Raw genomic sequence first — 13,440 nt, 5'->3', positions numbered from 1 at the left:
CTTCCGTCCACCAACAGTTCGGCTGTACGCACCTCTTCAGCCAGATGGGCGAGAGTAATGCTGCTTGGGAGGATGTGGCGGCTATCGACCGTCTCGTCTGCGATATGCTCTCCATTTACACTGCCCGGGGCTAGATGAAGCGATTCTACAGAGTTTTCCGCCAGCTTGGCACCGGTAATACTTCCGTCCACCAACAGTTCGGCTGTACGCACCTCTTCAGCCAGATGGGCGAGAGTAATGCTGCTTGGGAGGATGTGGCGGCTATCGACCGTCTCATCTGCGATATGCTTCCCATTTACACTGCCCGGGGCTAGATGAAGCGAGTCTACAGAGCTTTCCGCCAGCTTGGCACCAGTAATACTTCCGTCCACCAACAGTTCAGCTGACCGTACCTCTTCAGCCAGATGTGACAGGTTAATGCAGCCAGGTATGATGTGACGGCTATCGACCGTCTCTGCTGCCAAATGCTCACCGTATACACTACCCAGCGCTAATTGGGTGGAGCCTACGGAGCTGCCCGCCAGCTTGATACCAGTAATGCTGCCGTCTGGGAAAAGCTCAGCCGTTCGCACTTCTTCTGCCAGATGCTGCATGGAGATACTGCCAGGTATGATGTGACGACCCTCTACCATCTCTCCGGCTAAATGCTCTCCATAAACACTGCCCGGAGCAAGATGAAGGGAACCTACTGCATCCTGCGCAAGCTTTACCCCGGTGATACTGCCGTCAGGCAGAAGATCGGCAGTCCGTACTTCTCCGTCCAAATGCTCCAGTGTAATGCTGCCGGGACGGATGTGATGGCCTTCTACCATCTCCCCGGCTAAATGCTCGCCATATACACTGCCAGGTGTAAGGTGGAAGGAGCCTACAGAGCCTTTTGCCAGCTTTTCTCCGGTAATGCTGCCATCGGGCAACAGCTCGGAGGTCCGCACTTCCTCCGCCAGATGATCCATGGTGATACTGCCGGGGCGGATGTGACGGTTTTCTACCGACTGATCGTCCAAGTGCTGACCCTTTATACTATCCGGTGTAAGATGGACCGTGTCCACCGAACCTTCCGCCAACTTCGCTCCGGTAATACTGCCATCGGGTAACAGCTTAGCTGTCCGCGTTTCTTGTGCAAGATGCTCCAGCGTGATACTTCCATACACGATATGATGGCCTTCTACGGTATTCCCGGCTATATGCTCACCATACACACTCTCGGGTGTGAGATGAAGGGGACCGATGACGCTGTCGGCGAGCTTCTCTCCGGTAATACTTCCATCTGGCAGTAGTTCTGCTGTCCGCACTTCCTCGGCTAAATGCTGTAGTGTAATCTCACCAAGCTCGATATGGCGGCCTTTGACCGCACCGGAGCCCAGATGACCTTCCCCCACACTATCCGCAGCCAGGTGACCAGCATTCACCGAACTCTTCGCCAGCTTCGTGCCGTCGATGCTTCCATTCTGAAGCTGAATGGACGAAATGGCGTTCGGGATAATATGGCCATTGCCGATAGAAAGTGGACGGATATGTGTTCCGCCAATACTTCCGATGGACAAATGCTTGCCCTGTAAGGCACTGTCGGCGACCGCGCTTGACCCGATCACCCCTGGAGACAAGTGCTCGGGAAGAACGGCACCCGCCGTCAGCTTGGATGAATCCACGCTACCGTCCGCCAGCTTGATCGAGGTGACCGATAAGTCACCAAGTTTATCCGTGGATACACTCTCCGGCGAGAGCTTAAGTGAAGTCACGGCATAATCAGCCAGGTGATGCGGCTGAACCGCCCCTGCGGATAAATGAATCTCCTTCACTGCACCGGAGGCCAGCTTGTCGCCCGAAACTGCGCCGGGTTGCAGAGCTGTCTCTGTCACACTGTTGTCCCCAAGATGCCGCCGCTCTACCGATCCCGGCGCCAAATGTTCGGCCTGCACTGCGGCACTCTTTAACACACGTCCGCTAATACTGTCATCGGACAAATGCTTCTCCCCTACCGTACCTTGAGCCAGATGATCCCCGCTGACCGCTTCCCGGGCGAGGGCATGACTGCCTACCGCACCGGCTGCCAATTTAGAGGTGGTAACTGCACCGTCCGCCAGCTTGCCAGAGGTAATGCTGAGTGGACGGAGATGCTCTTGACCCACAGCTTCCACTGCGAGCTGTCCCCCCGTAACAGCACCGGAACTAAGATGGAGGGTCTTTACCGCTTCCTCCTGAATCTGCTCGGGCCCCACTGCGTTCTCTGCCAGATGAGAATGCTCCACAGTCTCCCGCTGGATATGAACGGAGGATACAGATTGTGCGGCCAGTTGTGGACCGCGTACGGCTGACTTGGCGATGTGCCGGGTATTCACGGCTTCATCGGCCAGCTTGTGCGCCAGCACACTTTGGTCCGCAATTTTCGAAGCTGTGACCGCCTGCTCCACAAGCTGGGCGGTACCGACGGCCCCCTCTGCCAGCTTCACGAAAGAAATGCTTCGATCAGCCAGATGACGGCCGGTAATCTCCCCTTCGGCGATGTGTTCCCCCCCAATGCTGTCTGGGCTGAGATGCGTCGCCCGCACCGCTTCCGTGCGGAGCTGGCGCGATCCGATGGCGCCATCAACCAGATGGCTGCTGTCGATGATCCCGGACTGGAGCTGCTCCTTGCCGATCAGCCCGCTGGCTAGTTGATCCCGCCCGATGGCACCCGGCGCCAGATGCTGCGCCAGGATGACACTGTCGCCGAGATGACCACTTTCAATAATACCTTGGGCCAGCTTGGCACCCGTGATTCCGCCATCGGCAATCTGGTCTTCTGCCACCGCGCCGTCCGCCAGCTTCGAGCGGTCAATGCTGCCGTTAGCCAAATGGCGGCTGGCAATGCTGCCGCTTCCTATTTTGTCACCGGTAACGGCACCGTCTTCCAACAAATCCGACGTGATAATGAATTGGCTTAAATGACGGCTCTCTATCGAATGGTCGGCAATTTTACCGCCGTCCATTACGCGGTCTGCAAGCTTATCCGGACCGATGCTGCCATTCTTCAGCTTTTCTGCGCCAATGGAGTGGTCCAGCAGCTTGCTTCCGGTCACACTGCCTTCTGCCAAATGCTCACCCGAAACAGCTTCGTGAGCAAGCTTGGAGGAGGTTACTGCCTTGTCCGCAATATTTATACTCTGTACGGCATAATCCTGTAGCCAAGGTGTGCCAATAATACCGTACTTGAGCTTGGAACCATCGATCGTGCGGGGAGCAATCTTGGCCCCGGTGACGGATGCATCGGACAGATCATCTGTATACACGGGCTGCAGACGCTCCTTCTCTGCCAGCCTTAAGACAGTTGTATCCGCTTCTTGCTCCTTCTGTGGAGTCAACTGATTCTGAACTTTCTCTTCCCGATGCTGCTCTCCGGCAGGTACGACATTCGGCACGGCCACCGCCGCATCTGCTTCCGCCATCCCCACCGCGCTAATCTGTAATGCCTGCTGTGCCTCTTCATCCGCCTCTTCATCTGCCTCTGTAAAGCTAACTGGGCTCTCTTTCATTGGAAAAGCTTTTTGGCTTCTATCCAGCAGACTCAATTCCTCAGTGTTGGGATTATCTACGAAATAGGGTTTCTTTTTAGCAGAACGCGGCTGCTTTTTTGGGGTTCTCCTCACAAGCAGTCCCCTCCTTCCATCGAATGTATCTCCTAGGCATCATATGCAGCGAGGTAGGCGAATGACACCCTTCTGGCTCCGTAAAAAAGGGCGTCTGCCGCCGCGCATTCGTCCACCCTGATCAGGACGTACAAACATACACTAAGGAGAGAAGCATACTGCCGTAAGCGACTGAAGATAACAGGAGGAACGAACATGGGGCAACAGCTCGTAGGAATACTGCTTAATGCCGCAATGCACCGGGGCGTTCCCCGGCTGAGAACGGGACAGGAATCCCTTTCCAACTATGAGGAGGCAGCCGCTGTGTACGGCCTGGTCCCATGCTTCCTGCGTCTGGATGAAATCGATACAGATTCGGGCTTCAGCGCCGCCTATATAAAAGAAACCCAGGGATACCGGAGAGCCATCATCCCCACGCCCACCGTCATTCATAACCGGGCTATTTACCATCAGAACAGTTCTGGCATGAAAAGGCTGCTCCGCCATGGTCCCAGAGTCTTCAACGCCTGGAACCGTTATGGCAAGGACGAGATCCACACCCTTCTCCGGAAGAGCGCAGAGCTCCGGGACTTCCTACCAGCTACGGCGCTTGGCCTGTCCGGGCTGAAGCTTATGATGGAGCGCTTCCCCGATCTCATCTTGAAGCCTTGCCGAGGCAGTATCGGCAAAGGTGTCATGCGCCTGATTCACCGGAATGCAGGGAACTGGACCTGGATTTACTACTCTGCCAGATCGCGGCACTGGGTAAGCGTTCCTGTTAGTATAGATGCGCTGCCACGGGCGCTGCGGAGTCATCTGGCCTCCGTGCCGTATCTGGTGCAGGAGCGCATTCCGCTAGCCGTCATCGGCCGCCGGCCCTTTGATCTGCGCGTCACCGTTCAGCGCGGCTGGGGCGGGGAATGGCAGATCACCGGCATGTTCGCCAAGGTGGCCGCCCCCGGCGGCTTCGTCTCGAACATTGCCAGAGGCGGCGAAGCGCTCCGTTCCAATGTCGCGCTGGAGAAGGCTTTTCCAGGCGAAACCGCTGCCCATCTTCGCATGTCGGTTGGCACTCTTGGTCTTGCCGTTGCACGTTGGCTGGAACAGGGCCTTCCGGAGCTGGCCGATGTGGGACTGGATATCGGTATCGCTGCGAACGGACGCCTGTTCTTCATCGAGTGCAACGGGCGCGATCAGCGCTACGGATTCCGCAAAGCCGGCCTGGCCGAGACCTGGAAAGACAGCTACCGCCGACCCATGGGCTATGCACGTTTTCTGCTGGAAAATGGCAGGCCTTAGTAGAAGGTTGTTGATTTGTCTCCTATTCTATGTCAATATAATGCAGAGCGGTTACGGTCCGGGTTCGCCGGGCCGTACTGCTGTATTATGGAAGGGAGATGGGCATGGTTAAACAATTGCTACGGCTGATGACCGAGCTGTCCTCACACAGATGGCTTTCGCAGGTGATGGGGGCCTTATCCCATAGCAGACTCAGCCGTTTCTTTATTCCGGCATTTATTCGTTCTTATCGTATTCCAGCCGCTGAAGCGGAAAAGAATCCCGAAGAATACCGTACGCTGAACGAATTCTTCAGCAGACGGCTGAAGCCTGGCATGCGTCCTGTTGCACCGGAGCCCAACGCGCTGGCAAGCCCTGTGGATGCGATGATTACCGCCATGGGAGAAATACAGGCCGGCACTATTATGAATGTAAAAGGCCAGGATTATAAACTGGAGGAACTGCTGAATCATTCCCCCCACCTGGAGCTGTACAAAAGGGGGTTCTTCTTCGTACTCTACCTGAGCCCCACCGACTATCACCGTATACATTCTCCGATTGCGGGACGCAAGGTGGAGAGCGATTATATCCGTGGACGGGCCTATCCCGTCAATGAATTCGGCATGCGGAACATGAAAGGGGTGCTGAGTCGCAACGAACGGCTCATTACCTATATTGCCGGAGACTACGGCGAGACTGCAGTAGTTAAGGTAGGCGCAATGAATGTCAGCAGCATCCGCTACGCGGATGACAAGGTAGTTACGTGGGAAAAAGGCGGCGATCTCGCCTACTTTGAATTTGGGTCAACGGTCGTGCTGCTCACTGAGAACGGTACCTTCTCTCCGCGCCCAGGCCTGCGGGTCAACACCAAAGTGAAAATGGGCGAACTGCTGGGTAGCCTCCATCGCCCACTGTAGTAGAGCGTTCTTTTACAATGACAATGAAAAACAAGGGTATCCCTGTCCGCATGTAAGAGCGGCGCCGGGATACCCTTGTTTAGTTACGCGAGGTGAAGATGGTTTTGGGACAGCCGGCAGACTAATGCAGTCTGCCAGCTCCTTTTAAATAGAGGTTATTGTACAGTTGTGCTTGTGAGGCTGGTATAGTAATCCAGTACGTTCTTGATAATCACAGCTGCTTCCGCTCTTGTGGCCGGTGCAGTCGGGTCCATTTTTCCGCCGGTGCCGCCATTGACAATACCCAGTGCTTTGAAGGCATAGACCGCCTCTTTGGCGTAGTCCGCAATGGAAGCATCATCCGGGAAGTCATGCTCGGTCACTTGCGGCAGCTCCACATTCAGCTTCTTCAATGCGTTGAATGCGATGACACACAGGTCTTGACGGCTGATACTCTTGTTAGGAGCGAACAGGCCATTACCGATGCCGTTGATCAGATTATTAGACGTTCCGATATCAACAAAGGTTTTATACCAGGCTCCGCTCAGAACGTCGGTGAATGATTTCTGTTGGTCGCCCAGACTAAAGTCAAAGCTTTTGACAACCATAGCCAGGAATTCAGCACGGTTCACTTGGCCACTCGGATCAAAGCTTCCGTCCGTGCGCCCACCGATAATTTTTTTCTCAGCCAAGGCTGCTACTGCAGATTCTGCCCAGCTTGGAATCAACACAGCATCTTTAAATTTGAGACTCAATTCTTGCTTGATTTGCTCAGGTGTCTTGATGCCTTCACCTGTCGCTGGAGACTGAGGTTGTTGCTCTCCAGGCTTAACGATTTCCCCTGGAACAGATGGAGTAACCGGTGTGCTTGGGCCCGACCCGCCAGGCTGCTGCCCGCCTCCGCTCGAACCGCCATCACCACCTGAACTTCCGCCACTGTTAGGTCTGACGACTACAGAAATCTCCGCTTTCAGGCTTTGCGGATTAACTACACCTTCCGGCAGGATCAGATTCCCCGTAAGGGTGTATGTTCCTTCTGCATTACCGTTATACCCCTCTTGGTTCCATTGAACGGAAACGATCTTAATGTCTCCATTATTCAAAGTTACGGATACTGCTCCTGGCAGTTCCAGGTTATTAAAGCCAGTACCGTAAGCAACACTCTTGCTCGCCAATGCTTGAACAGTCTTAATTTCTGCCAGCTTAATGACTTCCGGCAGGACATGAACCGTAATAGATGCCTTCAGGTCGTCTGGATTAATAATTCCCTCAGCTGGCACCAGTGTGCCGCTCAAAGTATAGCTTCCTTCCTGATGACCATTGTAGCCTTCACTGCTCCATTTCACGGTGATGTCCTTCGTCTCGCCAGTATCCAATGTCGCTGTAACTGAAGATGGCAGCTTCAATCCGGCAAATTCAGTTCCAAACGGAATACTCTTGCCTTCCAGTTCCTGCACTTCAGTAATCTTGGCAACCTTAACTACTTCCGGCAAGACATTAACGATAATGGAAGCTTTGAGATCGCTTGGATTGATCATTCCTTCTTCCAGCACCAATGTGCCGCTTAGGGTGTACGCTCCCTCTGCATTGCCGTTGTAGCCCGCTGGGCTCCATTCAACCGCAAGTGCCTTCGTACCATACGTATCCAGTGTTACGCTAGCTGACGATGGTAAATCCAGCTTATCAAAGGTTGTTCCGAAGTCAACGCTTCTGCTCTCCAGCTTCTCTACTTCAGTAATCTTGATCGGGTGGGTGCCTTCCGGCAGTACGACCACAGTGATGGCCACTGTTTTATTGGCACTGTTCAGAACACCCTCTGGCAGCTCGAAGGTTCCCGCCAAGGTATAGTTCCCTGCCTTGCCACCGTTGTAATCCTTGGTATCCCACTGTACAGTCAAGTTAACTGTCTTATGATTACCCAGTGTTGCCTCCACTTCTGGCGGCAGATTCAGTTCCTCTGCTGCAGTACCGAACGGTACACTGAGCAGCTGCGGCTGGGCAATCGAGACAATCTCTTTGGCTTGAAGATCTTCCTTCCATTTAGCGTAGAACACTGTGCTTGCATTCAATACCGTCTGCGATGTCAGTGCACTGCCTTCCCCTGCCTTATTGTCATACCAGCCTTCGAAGAGGAAGTCTTCACGAACCGGTGCCTGCGGCAGCGTTCCAAAGGTTTCTCCCTTAAGCGCCTTTACTTTGGCTGCTGCCGGTGCCTCTGGATAATTGAGATCAAAGGTAACCTCAATCGGTTCGGCATAAATGAGTTCAATATACTGTAAGTTGGCGTTCAGTCCATTGAATCGCATATAGACATTTTGTTTTCCTGTTGCTTTGCTTCTGTCCAGGAAAGTGTCATCTGCTACATAGTGATCAATGTTGGCATTGCCCAGCGTTTGCTTGGTGCTAGCCATGCCATATCCGGTCCAGGCAGCGCCTGCCTTTTGAGCCAGAGTGATGCTGGCAAACTCATTTCCGTATTCAAAAGAACCGCCACCACTATAGGCATCAGCATACGCTCTGCCTTGTGTAGTGGATCGTTTTACCGGTTTTCCCGTGTTGTCTGCCTCCGTATAGAACTTGAAGGATGGAGCGGACGCGCCTTCACGGGCATACTGTACTCTGATTTCAGCCAGATTGGTCAGGTCAATCTGCCCAAAGTAGACAAGGTCATTGGAATTGACATAACTCATGGCATCCGTACCCGCTTCAAATCTGAATTGGGTATTGCCTGCATAAATCCATGGTGCGTTATACGCGTAGACTCGAGTACCGTTCTCCACGCTTTGAGTATCCTTTGGCGCCAGATTGACCGGCATGGATGAAGTATTCAAATCTGCGATAGCCGCATTTAGAACAGCAATCGCGTCTGCAACAACCTCGTCATTAATCGGCTCCAGAAGAACACCCTTCACTTCTTCTAGCACAGCATTGAATTTGAGCTTTTTGTAGGATGTATACGCATTCATATCAATGTTCTGTGCAGCTTTGATAGCTGCATCCAGCGCTGATGTGTCTACATTATCCTGCTTCAGCTGGAAGGTCAGCCAGTTGATATCAATACCAGCGCTCTCAAAGACAATTCTGAGATTATGCTCGCCGGCAGATAATTGAACATCCGGAATTCTGAACGTTTTCCATTCGCCCTTGGTCGTAGTCAGATCGAAGGTGCCGAGATGTTTGTCTCCATCATAGACACCGAAGGACATTTGAGCGACATCGGACTGACTGGAACGAAGACGTGATGTGACTTTGTATGTGCCTGCCTTCTCCACATTCACTTTATAGGAGATCGCTTCACCTTTATTGGTGTTGGTGTAGCATAATCCGCCGTCTACATCGTTACAAGTGACCGGCGTGATGACTGGTGTAATGGAGGAGAACTCCGTCTCAGCCACCTTCAGTTTGGTGTTCTTGCCAATTTTCTTCACTGCCAAAGCCACATCACTTTTGATTCTCACATAGTCAAAATCAGCAATAAATGGCTCTGTGAGGACCTGGCTGCCGTTGGAAGCCAGTAATCCAAACTTCGGATTGGCATAATTCGCAGTTGTACTGCCGAGTGAGATATACTCTACGCCATCTGCACTAACATAACCGGAGTAGCTGTTGCCTATTTTTTTGAGGCGCAGATACAGCTCTTTCTTGTCGCCGAACACATTGGTCACCTGACTGGCTGAGAGCTGCCCGATAGTTACAGGTGCTGTTCCTCCAGTTTCTTTGACCATACCTATAATTTTGCCGGTGCTAAATTCATACTTCACCCAAATATAATTGTTGTTATCCTGTGAAGCCGTAATACCCACGCCGTTATAATTCTGATTAGGCGCTTTACTCATATTAATCTTCACAGTAGCTTCCCAGTTACCAAAGGCTTCTTGCTGGAAGTAATTTCTTAGATCGGCATGATCGCTCCAGAAATCGCCTCTTTCAGCAATGATTCTCAAGAATCCGGGAACCGTGCTTAACGACCAGTTATTTTTATTTTCCACATTTGTAGCAGTTTCTTTATTAATGGTCCAGAAGCTGTTCAACGTGGTGCTGTCGAACTCGTCGCTCTGTGGTGTCGTACCAAACTGGATCACATAGGAGTTGGCTTGGTCGGTACTTACAGCTTTGATGGTCACTCTTTTATTAACGTTATCTACTGTGGCCTTCGCTGTTATGCCTGTGTTGGTTTCAAACGTAACTGCAGGCAACACAGCCCCGTTAGTGAGACCTACATCGTAACTGAATCGGGTCTGCGAGAACCCTTCGAGTGGTTTGCCGCCAACGGAAATACTCTTCAAATAGGCATAGGTAGGATTCTCAAAAATCGGCTCCAGACCTTCCTCTGATGAGAATATTACTTTATAAGTCCGTTTCTCTCCTCCGGCAGTAGCTGTAATTACAGCAGCTGGCCGATCTTTGTCGGCTTGTCGAACCGTTACGTCTACCCCAGCCATCCCTGTAGCCTTAACTTCCGGATATGTGCTGGTTTCATCCGTCTCACCAAACGCTTTGTAATCAAGTTTCAGCGGATTGAAGATTTTGATCTTCTTGCCGCCTACTGTAATCCCGGAGAGCTGCGGATCTCCGGCTTTGGCCGTACTTACCCGGAACCAATCTTTCCCCGGTGTATAATTGACGACATAATCAACTTTAGCGGTTCTTGCAAAAGCTGGAGATTGGATCAGGAAGTTCACAATATTTTTGGCAGAGCGCTGCAATTCGCCCAGTGTCAGGCTTCCGTTCGTAAGCGAAGCCATCGTATTGAAGGTGCTGTTATTCCGGTTTCTGTGAGTCTCTGCATTATTATTCGGAATGACCATGTACAAATCGTTTTGCGCGCGAACCATGGATTTGCCGTTCGTTTCGTCATAACGGTTGGAAGAGGCATAGAAGCCTTGGTCTTCGCTCAACTTTGCCCACCAGTCTGTCATGACAATACCATCAAAGCCCCATTCTCCACGCAGGATGGTGGTATTCAGATCATAGTTACTGGCAGCCCAAGTTCCGTTGACCGGTCCATAGGACGTCATTACCGAACGCGCCTTCCCGCTCTTTATTGCCATTTCATAGCCTTTCAAATAAATCTCACGCAATGCTCTTTCCGAGACGAGTGCATTGACAAGGTGTCTGTCTGTTTCTTGGTTGTTAGCCACGAAATGCTTGAGTGTCGGTGCTGTACCGTTCTTCTGAAGGCCTTTTGTCTGCGCAGCAGCCATGATGCCTGTCAGCAGCGGGTCTTCTGAGAAATACTCGAAGTTTCTGCCGTTCAGCGGACTTCTGTGGATATTGATCCCTGGTCCAAGTAAAGTGTCAATATTATTGATCAGCATTTCTTTGCCGAGCAGGTCGAACAGTCTTTCATTCAGTTCAGTGTTCCATGTGCAGGCCAGCATCGTCCCGTTCGGAATACTGGTCGCTCTCTCTGCGTTGGTCTCCATCCGGATGCCCGATGGGCCGTCGGCAGCACTGTCGATCGGAAGCCCGAATTTCAGTAGGTTTTGGGTGACGCCGCCAAATGCTGCAGCAGTACCGGCAGTAACTTTAGGGCTGGACATCCCTTCCCCTAGAATAATCGCCCCCAGATCATTGTTGGAGAATTGAGCAATAAACTGGTCCATCGTAACTTTTTGATTGTACACATCCAATAAGGTGTAGCCCTTGTCTCCAGTTTGCGGAATGGCCGCAGGGAGGTTTTGCTTGATTCTCTCATCCAGGTTGTTACTCCGTGTCGGTACCTTTTCAGTAACTTCACTAAAGGTTCCGTCCCCCTTAGGCGCACCTGGTTTAATACGGTCAAAATTCTTAGTCGGTGCGAGCGCTTCCTGCAAAACTTCTACAACCTTCAACTGAGGCAATGTATACGTCTTTTGCTTCACGCTGTCTCTTACGCTGTTCCCTACAAAAATGTTATAGTCACCGGCCTCCAGAACATAAGAGGAATCGTGACCTGTAATTCCGCTGTCATCATACGAAGCCATATCTTTGGTATCGTACGTAATCGTGATTGACTGAGATTCCCCAGGTTGAAGCAACCGGGTTTTGGCAAAAGCAGCAAGTTCCTTGGTTGGCTTGCCAAGCTTCCCTTGCGGCGCGCCGTAATACACCTGCACAACTTCCTTACCTTCGGTCTTTCCCGTATTCTGCACAGTTACGTTTACAGCAACTTCATCGTCGCTAACGTTAACATTATTCGTAGTAATCTTGAAATTGGTATAGGACAGTCCGAATCCAAATGGATAAAGCACCTTTTCAGGAGCAAAGGTCTCAAAATAACGATAACCTACATAAATGTCCTCGGCATATGCATTTTCCGTTCTGCTGCCAAAATTGGCTGTGGAACGATAGTCAGCCAGTGTAGCTGCAATCGTATCACTCAATTTGCCGCTTGGCGTAACATCTCCGGTCAGCACGTCGGCTACTGCACTGCCGCCCTCCATTCCCCCCTGCCATGCATAGACAATAGCAGCTTTGGGATAGTTCTTGGCCCATGACATATCGATAACGTTGGCTACGTTCAAGACAATCGCAACCCGATCGAATTTGGCATACACCTTGTTAAGCATATCGACTTCAAGATCCGTGAGACGGTAGGCGCCTTTGACGTCCGTGTTATCCTTGTCTTCACCGGCTGTTCTGCCGATGATGACCACAGCTGCGTCAGATTTTGCCTTTGCTGCATCCACGATAGGATCCGTTAAAGGCATTTCCGCCTGAGACCACGGCTCGGCTGCCCATCCTCCACCGCCATTGTTAAAGGGGTGCGTTTTGATCCACTCCGCATAGATCTTCGCCAGATCTTCATTCAATTTGAGGCTGGGATTATTTCGTAGCCCCTCCAGAATGCCATTCACATACTCCACACGAACAGCTCCGCCGGAGCCTGTGCCGGATTTGTAGTAATGCGCTTGTATGCGGCCAAACACCGATACATTTTCACTCTTCTTGATCGGAAGCACTTGTTCATTCTCGTTCACTTGTGCCCCGGCAGGTTTATACCCCGGATTTTGCAGCAGCACAATCCCTTCGGCGGCTACTTCTCTGGACACATCCGCCAATCCCGGCAGAACCTTGGCCAAAGCAGGAGAACTGGTACCAGGCGTTATGATTGAGGCTAGCAGGATAAAGCAGAATACAATCTTAAGTAAGCGGTTACAATTTTTCCTCATTCCTATACACCATTCCTTTCGTTTAAGGGATAGCTTGAGAGATTCACTTTAATAGAACCCGATCGGAGTCTGCAAAAAACGACACGTAAATACATGAACATTCATTTATTATATAATATGGAGTTATTTGTTAATCAGAGGGATTATACTTCCGATATTGCTGTATCTATTAGCGTGGAATTCGGAATTGCTCAAGAACGGGTTACAATCTCAGGGGATCACCTCCAATATTACAGATTTATATTTGTTGAAACGAAAACCGGACCATAACTTCCAAACACCTGTAAGTGTGAGAATATTCATTGATTCCCCCTTTGCTTGATTAGCTCATCTTGATAGTAGCATCAGAATTTTCATCCTAACATAGAAAATCCTCATCCGTTCCATGAATATCCTCATGTATCATTTGTTTTGTGCCGCTTTACCGCATAAAAGGGAGTTCCAAAGCCATCATCCGGCTTAAAGAACTCCCTTTTTCCTTGATCAGCCCTGTATGGACTGGCACGT

Annotated in this window: 3 protein-coding genes and 1 pseudogene; 2 read left to right on the top strand and 2 right to left on the bottom strand. The window is 51.3% G+C overall.

The genetic code is table 11. From position 1 onward, the window contains the following. Window positions 1-3,626, bottom strand: a pseudogene (locus ACFRAM_RS21895) (hypothetical protein); the annotation flags it as partial. 195 nt (window positions 3,627-3,821) lie between these two features. On the opposite strand from ACFRAM_RS21895, the gene ACFRAM_RS21890 reads away from it, so the two are divergent. Both ACFRAM_RS21890 and asd read left to right on the top strand, forming a co-directional pair. Continuing rightward, window positions 3,822-4,904: a YheC/YheD family endospore coat-associated protein gene (locus tag ACFRAM_RS21890; protein ID WP_379468023.1), complete on the top strand. Its 1,083-nt coding sequence runs from the start codon at window positions 3,822-3,824 to the stop codon at window positions 4,902-4,904. A 104-nt stretch (window positions 4,905-5,008) separates the two neighbouring features. Next, window positions 5,009-5,800, top strand: coding sequence for an archaetidylserine decarboxylase (asd, locus tag ACFRAM_RS21885; RefSeq protein ID WP_175371343.1), 792 nt, complete (start codon window positions 5,009-5,011; stop codon window positions 5,798-5,800). 155 nt (window positions 5,801-5,955) lie between these two features. Here the strand turns inward: asd and ACFRAM_RS21880 are convergent, their stop codons facing one another. After that, a complete protein-coding gene (locus ACFRAM_RS21880) occupies window positions 5,956-12,933 on the bottom strand; it encodes a glycoside hydrolase family 3 C-terminal domain-containing protein (RefSeq protein WP_379468017.1) in 6,978 nt (2,325 codons plus the stop codon). Between the last annotated feature and the right edge of the window lie 507 nt (window positions 12,934-13,440).

Origin of the sequence: Paenibacillus sp. NPDC056722, assembly GCF_042790635.1 — a bacterium.
Lineage (GTDB): Bacteria > Bacillota > Bacilli > Paenibacillales > Paenibacillaceae > Paenibacillus_AQ > Paenibacillus_AQ agri.
Note: the sequence above shows the minus strand (reverse complement) of the source record. Positions and strands in the feature narration are given on the sequence as shown.